This window comes from Pseudomonas sp. TH07 (assembly GCF_016651285.1).
Taxonomy (GTDB): Bacteria; Pseudomonadota; Gammaproteobacteria; order Pseudomonadales; family Pseudomonadaceae; genus Aquipseudomonas.
This window is the reverse complement of sequence record NZ_JAEKED010000001.1, coordinates 1,089,164-1,106,442: the sequence shown is the minus strand read 5'-3', so window position 1 is coordinate 1,106,442 and position 17,279 is coordinate 1,089,164. Positions and strand designations below refer to the sequence as shown.

The window sequence follows — 17,279 nt, the reverse complement described above, 5'->3', positions numbered from 1 at the left end:
ACTTGAAGCAGCCTTTGCTCTCTAAAGACGAAATGCAGAAAGGTTTCATCAGGCGATAAGCGCCTTATCCACAGGAAAAACGTGCCAGAACGACTATCTGTCATTGCCCCCGCCTACGGGCTGAGGGAAAATGCGCGTCTTTTTTCCGTTTCGTTTTATTCAAACCCTAGGAGATCAGCGATGCCCAGCCGTCGTGAGCGTGCCAACGCCATTCGTGCCCTCAGCATGGATGCCGTGCAAAAAGCCAACAGCGGCCATCCCGGTGCCCCGATGGGTATGGCGGATATCGCCGAGGTACTTTGGCGTGACTACCTGAAGCACAACCCGAGTAATCCGGCTTTCGCCGACCGTGACCGCTTCGTGCTGTCCAACGGCCACGGCTCGATGTTGATCTACTCGCTGCTGCACCTGACCGGCTATGACCTGTCGATCGAAGACCTGAAAAACTTCCGCCAACTGCACAGCCGCACCCCGGGTCACCCGGAATTCGGCTACACCCCGGGTGTTGAAACCACCACCGGTCCGTTGGGCCAGGGCCTGGCCAACGCCGTGGGTTTCGCCCTCGCAGAGAAAGTCCTGGCGGCGCAGTTCAACCGCCCGGGGCACAACGTTGTCGATCACCACACCTACGTGTTCCTGGGTGATGGCTGCATGATGGAAGGCATTTCCCACGAAGTGGGCTCCCTGGCCGGTACCCTGGGCCTGGGCAAGCTGATTGCCTTCTACGATGACAACGGCATCTCCATCGACGGCGAAGTCGAAGGCTGGTTTACCGATGACACCCCGAAGCGTTTCGAAGCCTACAACTGGCAGGTGATCCGCAACGTCGACGGTCATGATCCTGAAGAACTGAAGATCGCCATCGAGACCGCGCGCAAAAGCGAGCAGCCGACCCTGATCTGCTGCAAGACCACCATCGGTTTCGGCTCGCCGAACAAGCAAGGCAAGGAAGACTGCCACGGCGCCCCATTGGGTGACGCGGAAATCGCCCTGACCCGCAAGGCGCTGAACTGGAACTACGCTCCGTTCGAAATCCCGGCCGATATCTACGCCGAGTGGGACGCCAAGGAAGCCGGCCGCGCGGTGGAAGCCGAGTGGGATCAGCGCTTCGCGGCCTACTCCGCCGCCTTCCCTGAGCTGGCCAACGAGCTGGTCCGTCGCCTGGCCGGTGAATTGCCTGCCGATTTCGCCGAAAAGGCCTCGGCCTATATCGCTGAAGTCGCGGCGAAGGGCGAAACCATCGCCAGCCGCAAGGCCAGCCAGAACGCCCTGAATGCCTACGGCCCACTGCTGCCTGAACTGCTGGGCGGCTCCGCTGACCTGGCCGGTTCCAACCTGACCCTGTGGAAAGGCTGCAAAGGCGTGTCGGCGGAAGATGCCAGCGGCAACTACATGTACTACGGCGTTCGCGAGTTCGGCATGAGCGCGATCATGAACGGCGTGTCCCTGCACGGCGGCCTGGTGCCTTACGGCGCGACCTTCCTGATGTTCATGGAATACGCCCGCAACGCGGTGCGCATGGCGTCCTTGATGAAGAAGCGCGTGGTGTTCGTCTACACCCACGACTCCATCGGCCTGGGCGAAGACGGCCCGACTCACCAGCCGGTCGAGCAACTGACCAGCCTGCGCAGCACCCCGAACCTCGACACCTGGCGTCCAGCCGATGCCGTGGAATCGGCCGTCTGCTGGAAGCTGGCCATCGAGCGCAAGGACGGCCCTTCGGCGCTGATCTTCTCCCGTCAGAACCTGCAGCACCAAACCCGCGATGCCGGCCAGATCGCTGATATCGCCCGTGGCGGCTACGTGTTGAAGGACTGCGCAGGCGAGCCTGAGCTGATCCTGATCTCCACCGGTTCGGAAGTGGGCCTGGCGGTTCAGGCGTTCGACAAACTGACCGAGCAGGGCCGCAAGGTGCGTGTGGTTTCCATGCCATGCACCAGCGTGTTCGATGCCCAGGACGCCGGCTACAAGCAATCGGTCCTGCCGTTGCAGGTCAGTGCCCGTATCGCCATCGAGGCCGCTCACGCGGACTACTGGTACAAGTACGTGGGCCTGGAAGGCCGCGTGATCGGCATGACCACCTACGGCGAGTCGGCGCCTGCGCCAGCCTTGTTCGAAGAGTTCGGCTTCACCCTGGAAAACATCCTGGGTCAGGCTGAAGAACTGCTGGAAGACTAAAACGCACCGCTCCTCTGTGTAGGAGCGAGCTTGTAGTGGCGAGGGAGCTTGCTCCCGCTGAGCTGCGAAGCGGCCCCAAACCGACCTGTCGAGAGGTATCAGATACACCTCGGCAACTGGTCTGGGAGCGCTGCGCGCTCCAGCGGGAGCAAGCTCCCTCGCCACGCAAGCGTGCTCCTACAAGGGTTTGCGCATAACCCGTGTGTCTACCTGTACCTGATTGAGAACCCCATGCCTCAACCGCGTCCCTACAAAGTTGCACTCAACGGCTACGGCCGGATTGGTCGTTGCGTCTTGCGTGCTCTGTTCGAGCGAGGGGCCGCGGCCGGGTTCGAAATTGTTGCAATCAACGACCTGGCCGACATGGCCAGCATCGAATACCTGACACGCTTCGACTCCACCCATGGCCGGTTCCCCGGCGAGGTGAAGATCGATGGCGATTGTCTGCATATTAATGGCAACTGCGTGAAGGTTTTGCGCAGTGCTACCCCCGAAGGCATCGATTGGGCGTCCCTGGGCGTCGATCTGGTGCTGGAGTGCTCCGGCGCTTACCACACCCGGGCCGATGGCCAGCGCTTCCTCGATGCCGGTGCGCCTCGGGTGCTGTTTTCCCAGCCGATGGCCAGTGAGTCGGATGTCGACGCCACCATCGTCTACGGCGTCAACCAGGATTGCCTGACCGGCCGCGAGCTGCTGGTATCCAACGCCTCCTGCACCACCAACTGCGGCGTTCCGCTGTTGCGCCTGCTGGATCAGGCGATCGGCCTGGAGTACGTATCGATCACCACCATTCACTCGGCGATGAACGATCAGCCGGTGATCGACGCCTATCACCACGAAGACCTGCGCCGTACCCGTTCGGCGTTCCAGTCGGTGATCCCGGTGTCCACCGGTCTGGCCCGAGGCATCGAACGGCTGCTGCCGGAACTTGCCGGGCGAATTCAGGCCAAAGCAGTGCGCGTGCCGACGGTGAACGTGTCGTGCCTCGATATCACCCTGCAAACCGTGAGTGATACCGATGCCGGCGAGGTCAACCGGATCCTGCGCGAGGCCGCCACCAGCGGCCCGCTCAAGGGTTTGCTGGCCTACACCGAGCTGCCGCACGCCAGCTGTGATTTCAACCACGACCCGCATTCGGCGATCGTCGACGCCAGTCAGACCCGTGTTTCCGGCCCCCGGCTGGTGAACATCCTGGCCTGGTTCGACAACGAATGGGGGTTTGCCAACCGAATGCTGGACGTTGCAGGACATTATCTGCAAACAGCTGCTCCACTTTCTGCCCCTCTACTCCCTGCTTCTCAACAGCAGTAACCCAGGAATTGCGACCCATGACCGTGTTGAAGATGACCGACCTCGATCTGCAAGGTAAGCGCGTACTGATCCGTGAAGACCTCAACGTCCCAGTCAAGGACGGTGTTGTCACCAGCGATGCGCGAATCCTGGCCTCGCTGCCGACCATCAAGCTGGCCCTGGAAAAAGGCGCGGCAGTGATGGTCTGCTCGCACCTGGGCCGTCCGACCGAAGGCGAGTTCTCGGCCGAGAACAGCCTCAAGCCCGTCGCCGACTACCTTAGCAAGGCCCTGGGCCGTGAGGTGCCGCTGGTGGCCGATTACCTGAACGGTGTCGAGGTCAAGGCCGGTGACATCGTGTTGTTCGAAAACGTGCGCTTCAACAAGGGCGAGAAAAAGAACGCCGACGAACTGGCCCAGCAATACGCTGCGCTGTGCGACGTGTTCGTGATGGACGCTTTCGGCACTGCCCACCGTGCCGAGGGCTCGACCCATGGCGTGGCCAAGTTCGCCAAGGTCGCGGCGGCCGGTCCGTTGCTGGCCGCTGAGCTGGATGCACTGGGCAAGGCCCTGGGCGCCCCGGCACAACCGATGGCGGCCATCGTTGCCGGTTCCAAGGTGTCGACCAAGCTCGACGTGCTCAACAGCCTGAGCCAGATCTGCAATCAACTGATCGTCGGCGGCGGTATTGCCAACACTTTCCTCGCCGCTGCCGGTCACCCAGTCGGCAAGTCGCTGTACGAGCCGGACCTGTTGGACACCGCCCGTGACATCGCGGCCAAGGTCAGCGTCCCGCTGCCGGTCGACGTGGTGGTGGCCAAGGAATTCGCCGAAAGCGCCGAAGCCACGGTCAAGCTGATCGCCGATGTGGCGGCCGACGACATGATCCTCGACATTGGCCCGCAAACCGCCGCGCATTTCGCCGAGCTGCTGAAGTCGTCCAAGACCATCCTCTGGAACGGTCCGGTCGGCGTGTTCGAGTTCGACCAGTTCGGTAACGGCACCAAGGTGCTGGCCCAGGCCATCGCCGACAGCTCGGCATTCTCCATTGCCGGTGGTGGCGACACCCTGGCGGCCATCGATAAATATGGTGTGGCCGAACAAATCTCCTACATTTCTACCGGCGGCGGCGCGTTCCTCGAGTTCGTCGAAGGCAAGGTGCTGCCAGCCGTGGAAGTCCTGGAAGCACGGGCCAAGGGCTGAAGCCCCATTGGCCAGGCAAAGGAGTGTTCACATGGTCAAGACGTTAATGCTGTTGATCGGCGTCGGGTTGCTGGTGGGGTGTTCCAGCACCCCCGAGGCCAAACCTGCGGTCGAGCCAGGGGCGCCGGACAACGGCTGCTACCAGGCCGATTGGCAGGCCGAGACGGCGCCGGTGATTAACAAGCGTCTGGGCCCTGATGGCCTGGACAAATACGAAACCCCGTCCCGGACCAAGGAACATGGTTGTCCTTGACGGGTCTCATTGATTACGCGCTGTGCTGGCGGCCTGCTGCCGCCTGCCGAGGAACACCGATGAAAGGCTTTATCGCCGTGGCGGCGCTGGCATTGCTGGCAGGTTGCGCCAACCTGGATCTGTTCAAGTCGCCACCCGCCGACACCTGGACCACCTGGGTCTGCGACAGCCAGGCACACGTGGTCTGGCGCTATACCGACAGCAGCCGCAAGGAAGTCGATGTGCGCCTGGGCGGGGCTGATCAGGTCTACCGTCTGAAGCTGGAGCCGGGCGCCTCGGGCGCGCTGTACAGCAATGAGATGCTGGCGTTTCACGAAAAAGGTGAGGAAGGCCTGGTTTACTGGGTCGCCACCAACGATCTGATCGGCCGCGGCTGCAAGGCTCAATAAATCCGGCCCCGGTGGCGACGGCCGAGCCGACAGGCTCGCTCGCTACAGGGGTTGGCAAGACACGAAACAGCGTTTTACTTGAATCAGGCAGGGCGGGCTGACCCCCGATCTGCAATAACTTGAATAGCAGCCGCCGCTACGGCAGGCTTGCACGATTAACGACCCTCGATCGGGAGAGACACACACAATGGCACTCATCAGCATGCGCCAGATGCTGGACCACGCAGCCGAATTCGGCTACGGCGTTCCAGCTTTCAACGTCAACAACCTTGAGCAGATGCGCGCCATCATGGAAGCCGCTGACAAGACTGACTCCCCGGTGATCGTCCAGGCTTCGGCCGGTGCCCGCAAATACGCCGGTGCGCCTTTCCTGCGCCACCTGATCCTCGCCGCGATCGAAGAATTCCCGCACATCCCGGTGTGCATGCACCAGGACCACGGCACCAGCCCTGACGTCTGCCAGCGCTCCATCCAGCTGGGCTTCAGCTCGGTCATGATGGACGGCTCCCTGGGCGAAGACGGCAAGACCCCGACCGACTACGACTACAACGTGCGCGTGACCCAGCAAACCGTGGCCATGGCTCACGCCTGCGGCGTGTCGGTAGAAGGCGAGCTGGGCTGCCTGGGTTCCCTGGAAACCGGCATGGCCGGTGAAGAAGACGGTATCGGCGCTGAAGGCGTGCTGGATCACAGCCAGATGCTGACCGACCCGGAAGAAGCCGCCGACTTCGTCAAGCGCACCCAGGTCGATGCCCTGGCCATCGCCATCGGCACCAGCCACGGCGCCTACAAGTTCACCAAGCCGCCTACCGGCGACGTGCTGGCCATCGACCGCATCAAAGAGATCCACAAGCGCATTCCCAACACTCACCTGGTGATGCACGGTTCTTCTTCGGTACCGCAAGAGTGGCTGGCAATCATCAACCAGTACGGCGGCGACATCAAAGAAACCTACGGCGTGCCGGTTGAAGAAATCGTTGAAGGCATCAAGCACGGCGTGCGCAAGGTCAACATCGACACCGACCTGCGCCTGGCGTCCACCGGTGCGATGCGTCGCCTGATGGCCACCAACCCGAGCGAGTTCGACCCGCGCAAATTCTTCGGCGCTACCGTGACCGCCATGCGCGACGTGTGCATCGCCCGTTACGAAGCCTTCGGCACCGCCGGCAATGCTTCGAAGATCAAGCCGGTTTCCCTGGAAGCCATGTTCCAGCGTTACCTCAAGGGTGAGCTGAACGCCAAGGTCAACTAAGCCCCGGCGTTGTACTGAAAAAGCCCGCAGCGATGCGGGCTTTTTTGTGGGTCGGTTTCAGCCTTTGTTGTGGTCGATGTCCAGCTTGTAGAAGGTTACCTTGCCGCCTTCGCTGGTGTAGCCGGTGTTGTCCTGCACATAGACCCCGGCCTTGAAGTACAGCGGCTTGTCGCGCCAGGTGGCGCTGATCTTGTTGTCCCACTGGTAGCCGGCGGCGCTGATGCTCAGCGTGCCGCTGCGACTGAGGTGGATCAGGTAGGAGAACTCGCGGTCCAGCTTGACGTTCTCGGCGATGGTGATGACCCGGCCTTCCTTGTCGTCCGGACGCATGCGCACCTTGGCCACGATATTGCCGCTCAGCTTGCTGGTCTTGTACTGGTACTCGACCTTCACCAGCGGCTTGGTGCTGTTGTAGGCATGGATCTGGCCGATGACGATCTTGCCCGAGGACGGCACCTGGTTCACCGCCAGGGTCGCGTACAGCAGGTTGTCGGCGTCGGGGTAGGTCCAGTTGCGCAGGGTGCCGTTGGAATAGGTCTCGCGCAGTTCGGTGCGCGGGTAGATGGCGTTCTCGGTCTTGGAGCCGGTCACGGGGGACCAGAAGAACAAGGTGCCGGTGTTGGAGTGGAAGTACTGATCCTTGAAACCACTCACCAGTCGTGGTGTGTCGATGGTGGCCGGCGGGTTGCCGACGGGAACGCTGAGGTTCCAGGTTGCCAGGTCGATCATGGTCGGGGGTTTCCACGGTTGAGGCAGGGGCAGGCACGCAAGGCTTTAGCCTGCGGTTTTTCAGGGGTGGTCTTTATAGCGTAGAAGGCATCGCGGTTAACGCCCGTCTGGCGGATGCTTGACGTCAAGCCTTTGTCCTGCGGCGTTTTTTCCCTTGATACGGGGCTTTCGCGGGTGACCGTTAGTCGGGTGCCCGCTGCTTTGGCACGGTGATGTCCTTTTGACAGCTTCTGCTTTGCCGGATCCGGGTCTAGAGTGAAGACTCAGTTTTTGTCCGGTTTTCTTCGGTTTCCGGCCTTACGCACACAAGAGAAGCAGCATGGAATGCGCGCAACCCAAGCCAGGTGACGGCAGCTCAGTCCTTTTGATCGTTGATGACTACCCCGAGAATCTGATCAGCATGCGGGCGCTGCTGCAGCGCCAGGACTGGCAGGTCATGACGGCCGCATCCGGTATCGAGGCCCTCAACCTGCTGCTTGAACACGAAGTCGACCTGGTGCTGCTGGATGTGCAGATGCCCGGGATGGACGGCTTCGAAGTTGCGCGACTGATGCGTGGCAGCCAGCGGACACGTCTGACCCCGATCATCTTCCTGACCGCCAACGAACAATCCCAGGACGCGGTGATCAAGGGCTACGCCAGCGGCGCCGTGGATTACCTGTTCAAGCCTTTCGATCCGCAAATCCTCAAGCCCAAGGTGCAGACCCTGCTGGAACAGCAGCGCAATCGCCGTGCCTTGCAGCGCCTGAGCCACGAGCTGGAAGCCGCCCGGGCGTTCAACGCCTCGGTGTTGGCCAATGCCGCCGAAGGCATCCTGGTGGTGGGCGAGGGCGGGCTTATCGAGTTTGCCAACCCGGCGATTTCGCGTTTGCTCGAGTTCCAGGACAACAGCCTGGAAGGCAATGCGCTGCTCAGTTTTGTGCAAAAGCCGCAGATGCCGGTCTGGCGCGACTCCGAGTTCTACGCCAGCTATGCCCGGGGCGAAACCTATCGCCTGCATGACGCCACGCTCTGTACTCGCACGGGGCAGCAGGTCTCGGTGGCCCTGTCCTGCGCGCCGCTGTCCACTGAGCAGAAGGCCATGGTGGTCACGGTGCTGGACATGTCCGAGGTGCGCCATCTGCACCAGCAACTGGAATACCAGGCCGTGACCGATCCCTTGACCGGCCTGCTCAACCGCCGGGGGTTTTACCAGACGGTGGAGAACCTGCTGCTGCGCCAGGAGCGCCCGGAAAAGTCCCTGGTGCTGCTGTACCTGGACCTGGACGGCTTCAAGCGAGTCAACGATTCCCTGGGGCACGATGCCGGTGACCGGGTCCTGCGCTGGGTCTCTGAGCAGTTGCGAGCCTGCTTGCGCTCGTTCGATATCCTGGCGCGCATGGGGGGGGATGAATTCACCGCGTTGCTGGACCTGGAGCAGCCAGAGCAGGCAGCAAAGATCGCGGAAAAACTCATCGAACGGGTGTCGATCTGTCAGCAGATCGATGGCCTGGATATCGTCCTCGGCGTCAGCATCGGCATTGCCACGTACCCCGATTGCGGTGCCGATCTCGATGGCCTGCTGCGTGCCTCCGACATCGCCATGTACGAGGCCAAGCGCGCCGGACGCCAGCAGTATCGCTACTACGATCATGAAATGAACGGCCGGGCGCGCTCGCGGCTGATGCTTGAGGACAGCGTGCGCAACGCCATCAAGCACAAGGAATTCAACCTGGTGTATCAACCCCAGGTGGCGATTGCCGATGGCCGCCTGCGTGGCTTCGAGGCGTTGTTGCGCTGGCAGCACCCGAGTGTCGGCGACGTCCCGCCGGGGCTGTTTCTGCCGTTGCTGGAAGAGGCGCGGCTGATCAGCCGCCTGGGCAGCTGGATATACCACCGCGGCGCCGCTCAGCGCCGGCGCTGGCAGGGCCTGTTCAGCGAGGACATGGTGCTGGCCATCAGCTTGAGCAACACGCAGTTCGGCTTGCCCAACCTGGTCACCGAATTGCGCCGGGTCCTTGAGCGTCACGGCCTGCAGCCCCGGCAGCTGGAGGTCGAAGTCACCGAGGAGGCCCTGCTCCAAAACCCTGACGAGACGCGCAAACAGTTGCGCCTGCTGCGTCACCTTGGGGTGCGGGTGGCGCTGGATGACTTTGGCTCGGGCGTCTGTTCCCTGGCCCATCTGCGCGACTTGGAACTCGATACCCTCAAGCTCGACCGGCACCTGATCGCGCGCTTGCCGGATTCGCCGCGCGACGCGGCGATAGCCCGCAGCACCATCGATTTGTGCAAGCAATTCGGGCTGCTGGTGATTGCCGAGGGCGTGGAAACTCTCGAGCAATATCAATGGCTGCAAGCCAATGGCTGCCAGTACGTGCAGGGCTTCCTGGTGGCACGGCCACTGATGGCCAGCGACGCCCGGCGCTTTGCCCAGCCCTTCGACTGGAGCGCGTTACCGGGCTGAATTCGCTACACTGGCGACCTTTCGTGACTCTGTTGCCGCCCCATGACCGCCTTGAAATACCTCCAGGCCTACCCGGCCGCTCTTCAAGAACAAATCCGCCAATTGATCGCCCAGGGGCGCTTGGGCGACTACCTGAGCCAGCGTTATCCGCAAAAGCATGGGGTGCAGAGCGACAAGGCGCTGTACGGCTATGTGCTGGAACTCAAGCAGGAATACCTGCGCAACGCGCCGGCCGTGGACAAGGTGCTGTTCGATAATCGCCTGGACCTGACCCACCGCGCCCTGGGCCTGCACACGGCGATCTCCCGGGTGCAGGGCGGCAAGCTCAAGGCCAAGAAGGAAATCCGCATTGCTTCGCTGTTCAAGGAGGCCGCCCCGGAGTTTCTGCGCATGATCGTGGTCCACGAACTGGCGCACTTCAAGGAATCGGACCATAACAAAGCGTTCTACAAGCTCTGCGAGCACATGCTGCCGGGCTATCACCAGCTGGAATTCGACCTGCGGGTCTACCTCACCTGGCGTGATCTGCAGGGCAAGGCGGACGTGGTGGGATAACCCAAGCAACAAGGAGTAGGCGATGGATGTGAGCAAGACCAAAAGCAGCTTTTACCGGCGCTTGTACGTGGCGTACCTGATCGACAGCGGGCTGGCCAGCAGTGTACCGGCGCTGACCGAGGCCACGGGCATGCCCCGGCGCACCGCCCAGGACACCATCGCCGCCCTGGCGGACCTGGACATCGTCTGCGAGTTCGAGCAGCAGGATGGCGCGCGCAACCACGCCGGGCGCTACCAGGTCCAGGACTGGGGCGCGATCGACAAGGGCTGGATCGCCAGCCACCTGCCGCAGATCAAGGCGGTGCTGGGCTACCCCTGAACACCGCCGAAGCCGCGTCGGCTCAAGCCTTGCGCATGCCGATGTGGGGGATGCCGTCCTCGACGTACTCCTCGCCCGCCACGCTGAAGCCGTAGCGGCCGTAGTAGCCCTGCAAATGTGCCTGGGCCGAGAGGTAGATCGGCGTGTCGGGCCAGTACTTCTCGGCCTGCACCAGGGCGTGCTCCATCAGCGTGTGGCCCAGGCCCTGGCTGCGTGCCTCGGGCGCGATGACCACGCGGCCGATCACCACATCGCCGCCCTGGGACGTCGGGTCGAGCAGGCGCAGGTAGGCCACCAGGCGGTCGTTGTGCCAGGCCATCAGGTGGCAGGTGTCGCCGTCCAGATCCTGGCCATCGACTTCCTGATAGGCGCATTTCTGCTCGACCACGAACACCTCGGTGCGCAGCTGCAGAATGGCGTACAACTGTTCCTTGCCCAGGTCAGTGTGGTGTTTGCAGACCCAATCGATTGTCATGTTCACGTCCTGTCAAAAACTGTGCAGCGATACTAAGCGTCCCTCTCCAGGATGTCTTGCGCGGGGCGGTGGGGGCGAGGATTTATGTGAGGTGGATCAAAATGCCATCATTGTCTTGGATGGGGTCTGTCTTCTTTGTGTAATCTGCAATCGAGCGCTTTGCACTGGCTCCCATGAGCTAATGTTAGGTCCGGGTTGTGGTCACGCAGTGGCCAGCAGGACCTCGGGTTCCGCCGAAATCACGCAGGGCTCCGCGCCCGCTAAGGATCTTTGAGCATGCCGCGATTGCATCGAGCGTTTGCTTTGATTGGATTGCTGTTGCTGGGCCAGAGCGCGTCCGCGGAAAAATTGCGCCTGGTGGCCGACGTCTGGCCGCCTTTTACCGATGCCACGCTGGTCAATGGCGGGCTGGCCACGGATATCGTCAGCACCGCCCTGGCCCGTGCCGGGTACCCCAGCGAGTTCGAACAGGTGCCCTGGGCCCGGGCGCTGATGGGGGTGGGCGAGGGCCGCTACGACGTGCTGGTCAATGCCTGGTACAACGATGCGCGAACCCAGCTGGGGCAGTTTTCCGCCGAGTACCTGCTGAACCGGGTGCGCTTTATCAAGCGCAAGGACGCTCCGCTGGAATACCAGGACCTCAAGCAGTTGCACGAATACCCGATTGCCGTGGTCCGCGGTTACGCCTACGCCCCCGAATTCGACAACGACCCGCTGTTGCAGAAAGTCCCGGTGCACAACTTCGCCATGGCGGTGCGTATGCTGGCGGCCGACCGGGTTCAACTGACCCTGGAAGACGAGTACGTCGCCCGCTATTACCTGGCCCGGGAATCACCCCGAGTGCGCAATGCCGTGGAGTTCGTGCCCAAGCCCCTGAGCGAAAACAGCCTGCATATCCTGGTCAGCCTGAAAAACCCGGACCACGCCAAGATCGTCGCCGGCTTCGACCGCGAAATCGCCAAGATGAAAGCCGATGGCAGTTATGACCGGCTCTTGCGCGAACACGGTATGTAGGAGAGGGACAGCGGCAAGCGGGAAGCAGTCCGCGGACCACTTGCAGCTCGCAGCTTGCCGCTGCGTCACTCTGCTCTTATGAGGTGGACTGCCAGGGTTCGCAGGGGCCCCAGCTGCCGGCATATGAGCGCCAGTTGGCTTTGCACCAGGCGCTGGCCTTCGTCGATTTCATCCGGCATCTGTTCCAGCTCATTGGCCAGGGCTTCTTCGGCATCGCTCTGGATGGCGATCGGGGTTTTGCTGGCCAGGCCCTGGGCGATTTCGTCGATGCTGGCTGCCAGGCTGACCCCAGCGCCTTCGATCAGGTGTTCCCGGACTTCGGCCGGCAGCTGGGTCTCGCGGTGGGCACCGAGGCCCGAGAGGTAGCTGAGCAAGGTGTGGGACAGCACCAGGAAGCGGAAGCCCACGTCCGCTTCCTTACGGAAGTGCCCGGGCTCCATCAGCATATTGGCCAGGGTAGTGGACAGCGCCGCATCGGCGTTGTGGGCGTTGCGTCGGGCCAGGCGGTAGGCCAGGTCGTCGCTTTTGCCGGCGGCGTACTGCTGCATGATCTGGCGCAAGTAGATGCTGTTGCAGGTCAGGGTGTTGGCCAGCACTTTGTTCAGGCGTCGGCCCTGCCAGTCGGGCAGGAATAGAAATACCGCGAGGCCGGCGATCAGGCTGCCCAGCAGGGTATCGAACAGGCGCGGCAGGAATAGCCCATAACCGTCGCCGACCTGGTTGAAGCAGAACAGCACCATCAGGGTGATGGCCGCCGTCGCCAGGGTGTAGCGCGTGGTGCGGTTGATAAAGAACACCACGCCGGCGGCGATCGCGAACAACGACTGCACCAGCGGGCTCGGGAACAGATCGAACAGGGCCCAGGCCACGGTCAGGCCGATGGCGGTGCCGATGATCCGCTGGCCGAGCTTGCGCCGCGTGGCGCCGTAGTTCGGCTGGCACACGAAAAGCGTGGTGAGGATGATCCAGTAGCCCTGGGAGGGGTGAATCAAATGCACCATGCCGTAGCCGATGGTCAGCGCCAGCGGCAGGCGCAGGGCATGGCGAAACAGCAGCGACGTCGGCGTCAGCTGAGTGCGCAGGCGCAGCCAGACATCCTTCAGGTTGCGCGGTGAACGGTCCAGCAGGCTGCTGTCGGTGGCGTCGGCCAGGGCGTCGGGGTTGCTGGCATCGCTGAGCAAGCGGTCCAGGGTCCCGAGGTTCGCCGCCAGCGCCCGCAGCGAGCGCAGCAACCCGCGCCAGGCCGGGTTGCTCTGGATCCGCAGATGCTCCAGGGAGGCGTGCAGGTCGTTCAGGGCTTCGGCAAAGCTGGCGTCGTAGACGAACGGCTGGCGCAGCTGGATGGACTCGGCCAGGGCCCGGCAGGCCTTGCCTTGCTGGCGCAGCAGGCGCTGGCAGCGGAACAATACGTCGCTGTGGAAGAACGCATCGGCCAGGGCGTTGTACGGGTAGTGCGAGGAGCTGGCCCGCTCGTGGATGTCCTGGGCCAGGAAGTACAGCTTCAGGTAGCGACTGACCTTGGACCCCGGCCGGCCATTGCCGACCCGGTGCAGGATTATTTCCTTGGCCGCGTTGAGTGCCGCCACCACCTTGCCGTTCTGTTGCGCCAGTTCCAGGCGCCGGGCTTCGACGTCCAGCTGGCGGATCGGCTCGAACAGCGACGATTTGAGCTTCAGGTAATACCCCAGCTCGCGAAACAGCCGGGCCAGGCTCTGTTGCACCGGCTGGTTGGAGAACAGCGCCTGCCACAGCACCGAGAGCAGGCCGTACCAGGCGGCGCCGGCCACCAGCAGCACCGGTTCGTGCCAGAAGTCGGTGACCGCGCCGCCGCGCTGATCCACGCCGATCATGGTATAGACCGACAGAATCAGGGTCGCCGAGGCAATCGCGCCGTAACGTTCGCCGAGGGCACCGAGCATGGTCAGACCGAAGCTGGCCAACGCCAGGGCGATGACGAATATCCAGGGGTAGGGGAACAGCAATTCGACCGAGAAGGCCGCGACACTGAAGCACACCAAGGTCACGGCCAGGGCGTTGAGGCGACCCTGCCAGCTGTCGTCGGTCTCGGCCAGGGCGCTGGCGATAATCCCCAGGAACAGCGGGATCAGCAAGCCCATCTCGTCCTGGTACCAGCACAGCGCCATGCTGCCGGTCAGGGCGATGAACACCCGCACGCTGTAGCTGAATTTATCCAGTGCCCAAAGACGGCGCAGGGAGTGGCGAAAAGAGGTCGAGGACATGAAGTGGGGAGGGCCTTCCGGGGCGATCTGGGTAAATTGAGCCAGTATTGACGACGGCGCAATGGCGTCGTCACATCCTGGAGCAAAATCTGTTCCTTCCTTGTACCGCTCACACCTCCCGAGGCAAGCGTCGCCGCCTCAGACGTACTGCGCGGCCGCGTAACCCGAAGCCCAGGCCCACTGGAAATTGAAGCCGCCGAGGTGGCCGGTCACGTCCAGTACTTCGCCGATAAAGTACAGCCCCGGGCTTTTCAGCGATTCCATGGTCTTGGACGACACTTCGCGGGTGTCGACGCCGCCCAGGGTCACTTCGGCGGTGCGGTAGCCTTCGGTGCCCGCCGGCACCAGTTTCCAGCTCGCCAGTTTCTCGGCGATCTCGGCGATTTCGGCGTGGGTGTATTGCTTCATCGGCTTGGAGACGAACCAGTTGTCCGCCAGCAGGTTGGCCATCTTCTTGGTGAAGATTTCGCCGAGCAGGGTTTTCAATTCGCTGTTGGGGCGTTCGGCCTGCTGTTGATTCAGCCAGTCGAGAGCATCGTGGTCCGGCAGCAGGTTGATTTCCACGGTGTCGCCCGGTTCCCAGAAGGACGAGATCTGCAGGATCGCCGGGCCGCTGAGGCCACGGTGGGTGAACAGGATGTTCTCGCGAAAGCTCTGTTCGTTGCAGCTCACCAGGCAATCCACCGAGGTCCCGGACAGCTCGCCGCACAGCTCCTTGAGCTGGTCGGTGATGGTGAACGGCACCAGCCCGGCGCGGGTCGGCAGCAGCTCGTGGCCGAACTGCCGGGCCACCTGGTAACCAAAGCCGGTGGCACCCAGGGTCGGGATCGACAGGCCGCCGGTGGCGATCACCAGGGACGTGCACTGCAACGGGCCGAGGGTGGTTTGCAGCAGGTAGCCGTGTTCGAGCTTTTCGATCTGCTCGATGGAGGTGTCCAGGTGCAGCGTGACCCCGGCCTGGTCGCACTCGTCGAGCAGCATGCCGAGGATGTCGCTGGACTTGTTGTCGCAGAACAACTGGCCGAGTTTTTTCTCGTGATACGGCACGCCGTGCTTGGCCACCATGGCGATGAAATCCCACTGGGTGTAGCGGGCCAGGGCGGATTTGCAGAAGTGCGCGTTCTGCGAGAGAAAATTGCCCGGTTCGGTGTACATGTTGGTGAAATTGCAGCGGCCACCGCCGGACATCAGGATTTTCTTGCCCGCCTTGTTGGCGTGGTCGAGCAACATCACCTGGCGTCCACGACCGGCAGCGGTCAGGGCGCACATCAGGCCTGCGGCGCCAGCGCCAATGATCACGACTTCGGTAGAGCGCAAAACGGTGTCCTCTGAAATTCTGGGTTCGAGCAGTACAGCGTGTGTGTGGCGCGGGAGCTTGCCTGGGCAGCGCGGCGGGTCAGTCAAACTGTGGCCGCGGGTTTTGCGAGCGCTGCGCGCTCGAGCGGGAGCAAGCTCCCTCGCCACAGCAAGCTCCCATCTTGAGGCCCCCTTTACAGGAGGGCCGGGATCAGAGAATCCGTACCCGCAGCGAACGGCCCTTGATCTTGCCGTCGTTCAGGCGTTGCAGGGCCTGTTTGGCGATGGTGCGGTCGACCGCCACATACGCCTGGAAGTCGAAGATCGCGATCTTGCCGACCTGGGCACCGGGGATCCCGGCATCGCCGGTCAGGGCACCGAGGATGTCGCCCGGGCGCACTTTGTCCTTGCGCCCGGCGCCGATGCACAGGGTGCTCATGGCTGGCAGCAGCGGACCGCCGCCCTGGGAAGGCAGGTTGTCCAGCTGGTCCCAGTTCAACGGGGACTTCTGCAACTGTTCGATGGCCTGGGCGCGATGGGCCTCGGACGGTGCGACCAGGCTGATGGCAATGCCTTTCTCGCCAGCCCGACCGGTACGGCCGACGCGGTGGATATGGATTTCCGAATCCCGCGCCAGTTCGACGTTGATCACCATGTCCAGGGCATCGATGTCCAGGCCGCGCGCGGCGACGTCGGTGGCCACCAGTACCGAAGTACTGCGGTTGGCGAACATCGCCAGTACCTGGTCACGGTCGCGCTGTTCCAGGTCGCCATGCAGGCCCACGGCGGACATGCCCTTGGACGTCAGGTGGTCGACGGTTTCCTGTACTTGCTGCTTGGTGAAGCAGAAGGCCACGCAGGACTGCGGGCGGAAGTGGTTGAGCACCTTGACCACAGCGTCCATGCGTTCTTCCGGGGAAATCTCGAAGAAGCGCTGTTCGATCTGGCTGTCGGCATGGAAGGCTTCGGCCTTCACTTGCTGCGGGTCGCGCATGAACTTGGAGGCCAGTTGCTTGATGCCCACCGGGTAGGTGGCGGAGAACAGCAGGGTCTGCCGGCGCTCGGGGGTGTGGGCGATGATTTCTTCGATCGGGTCGTAGAAGCCCATGTCCAGCATGCGGTCGGCTTCGTCGAGGATCAGGGTGTTGAGGCCGTCGAGTTTCAGCGAGCCCTTGCGCAAGTGCTGGGAGATGCGACCCGGGGTGCCGACGATGATGTGCGCGCCGTGCTCCAGGGAAGCAATCTGCGGGCCGAGGGACACGCCGCCGCACAGGGTCAGGACCTTGATGTTGTCTTCGGAGCGGGCCAGGCGGCGGATCTCCTTGGCCACCTGGTCGGCCAGTTCACGGGTCGGGCACAGCACCAGGGCCTGGCAACCGAAGTAACGCGGGTTGATCGGGTTCAACAGGCCGATACCGAAGGCTGCGGTTTTACCGCTGCCGGTCTTGGCCTGGGCGATCAGATCCATCCCCTTGAGGATCACCGGCAAGCTTTGCGCCTGGATCGGCGTCATCTGGGCATAACCGAGGGAGTCGAGGTTAGCCAGCATGGCGGCGGACAGCGGCAAAGTATTAAAAGCGGTGGCGATGGTGGTCACGGGACTGGCCTGCAAAACAAAATGTCGCGCAGTGTAGCAGCCTCGCC

At 62.8% G+C, this 17,279-nt stretch carries 15 protein-coding genes; 10 read left to right on the top strand and 5 right to left on the bottom strand.

Annotation, left to right across the window (positions count from 1 at the left end; genetic code table 11):
• Positions 1-180 precede the first annotated feature (180 nt).
• From tkt to fba, 6 genes are all read left to right on the top strand, one after another.
• Positions 181-2,178 (top strand): transketolase, encoded by a 1,998-nt coding sequence (tkt, locus tag JFU57_RS05260; RefSeq protein ID WP_078472753.1) that lies wholly within the window; start codon positions 181-183, stop codon positions 2,176-2,178.
• Between the two features lie 231 nt (positions 2,179-2,409).
• Complete coding sequence (epd, locus tag JFU57_RS05255; RefSeq protein WP_201128380.1) at positions 2,410-3,489, top strand: erythrose-4-phosphate dehydrogenase; 1,080 nt, start codon at positions 2,410-2,412, stop codon at positions 3,487-3,489.
• 17 nt (positions 3,490-3,506) lie between these two features.
• Positions 3,507-4,670 carry a phosphoglycerate kinase gene (locus JFU57_RS05250; RefSeq protein ID WP_078472755.1) on the top strand — a complete coding sequence of 388 codons (1,164 nt, stop codon included), beginning with the start codon at positions 3,507-3,509 and terminating at the stop codon, positions 4,668-4,670.
• Positions 4,671-4,701: 31 nt separating this feature from the next.
• Complete coding sequence (locus tag JFU57_RS05245) at positions 4,702-4,923, top strand: hypothetical protein (RefSeq protein WP_078472756.1); 222 nt, start codon at positions 4,702-4,704, stop codon at positions 4,921-4,923.
• 59 nt (positions 4,924-4,982) lie between these two features.
• Positions 4,983-5,312 (top strand): MliC family protein, encoded by a 330-nt coding sequence (locus JFU57_RS05240; RefSeq protein WP_078472757.1) that lies wholly within the window; start codon positions 4,983-4,985, stop codon positions 5,310-5,312.
• 187 nt (positions 5,313-5,499) lie between these two features.
• Positions 5,500-6,564 carry a class II fructose-bisphosphate aldolase gene (gene fba, locus JFU57_RS05235; protein WP_020295332.1) on the top strand — a complete coding sequence of 355 codons (1,065 nt, stop codon included), beginning with the start codon at positions 5,500-5,502 and terminating at the stop codon, positions 6,562-6,564.
• Positions 6,565-6,621: 57 nt separating this feature from the next.
• Here the strand turns inward: fba and JFU57_RS05230 are convergent, their stop codons facing one another.
• On the bottom strand, positions 6,622-7,293 hold the full coding sequence (locus JFU57_RS05230) for a polysaccharide lyase family 7 protein (RefSeq protein ID WP_020295333.1): 672 nt from the start codon (positions 7,291-7,293) through the stop codon (positions 6,622-6,624).
• A 319-nt stretch (positions 7,294-7,612) separates the two neighbouring features.
• Here JFU57_RS05230 and JFU57_RS05225 point away from each other — a divergent pair, with 319 nt between their 5' ends.
• From JFU57_RS05225 to JFU57_RS05215, 3 genes are read left to right on the top strand one after another with little or no spacing between them, the layout of a single operon-like run.
• On the top strand, positions 7,613-9,736 hold the full coding sequence (locus JFU57_RS05225) for a putative bifunctional diguanylate cyclase/phosphodiesterase (RefSeq protein WP_078472758.1): 2,124 nt from the start codon (positions 7,613-7,615) through the stop codon (positions 9,734-9,736).
• 42 nt (positions 9,737-9,778) lie between these two features.
• The gene (locus JFU57_RS05220) at positions 9,779-10,291 is read left to right on the top strand and encodes a M48 metallopeptidase family protein (RefSeq protein WP_020295335.1); all 513 of its coding nucleotides are present in this window, start codon (positions 9,779-9,781) and stop codon (positions 10,289-10,291) included.
• Positions 10,292-10,313: 22 nt separating this feature from the next.
• The gene (locus JFU57_RS05215; RefSeq protein ID WP_020295336.1) at positions 10,314-10,610 is read left to right on the top strand and encodes a winged helix-turn-helix domain-containing protein; all 297 of its coding nucleotides are present in this window, start codon (positions 10,314-10,316) and stop codon (positions 10,608-10,610) included.
• A gap of 22 nt (positions 10,611-10,632) precedes the next feature.
• Here JFU57_RS05215 and JFU57_RS05210 read toward each other — a convergent pair whose 3' ends face one another.
• Positions 10,633-11,085, bottom strand: a complete 453-nt coding sequence (locus JFU57_RS05210) for a GNAT family N-acetyltransferase (protein WP_078472759.1) — start codon at positions 11,083-11,085, stop codon at positions 10,633-10,635.
• Between the two features lie 276 nt (positions 11,086-11,361).
• Here JFU57_RS05210 and JFU57_RS05205 point away from each other — a divergent pair, with 276 nt between their 5' ends.
• Positions 11,362-12,099: a substrate-binding periplasmic protein gene (locus JFU57_RS05205; RefSeq protein ID WP_078472760.1), complete on the top strand. Its 738-nt coding sequence runs from the start codon at positions 11,362-11,364 to the stop codon at positions 12,097-12,099.
• 65 nt (positions 12,100-12,164) lie between these two features.
• On the opposite strand, the gene yccS is transcribed toward JFU57_RS05205, so the two are convergent.
• The 3 genes from yccS to dbpA form a co-directional block, all read right to left on the bottom strand.
• Positions 12,165-14,339, bottom strand: coding sequence for a YccS family putative transporter (yccS, locus tag JFU57_RS05200; protein WP_078472761.1), 2,175 nt, complete (start codon positions 14,337-14,339; stop codon positions 12,165-12,167).
• Between the two features lie 138 nt (positions 14,340-14,477).
• A complete protein-coding gene (locus JFU57_RS05195) occupies positions 14,478-15,656 on the bottom strand; it encodes an NAD(P)/FAD-dependent oxidoreductase (RefSeq protein ID WP_201128376.1) in 1,179 nt (392 codons plus the stop codon).
• Positions 15,657-15,846: 190 nt separating this feature from the next.
• Positions 15,847-17,184, bottom strand: a complete 1,338-nt coding sequence (dbpA, locus tag JFU57_RS05190) for an ATP-dependent RNA helicase DbpA (protein ID WP_238596211.1) — start codon at positions 17,182-17,184, stop codon at positions 15,847-15,849.
• Between the last annotated feature and the right edge of the window lie 95 nt (positions 17,185-17,279).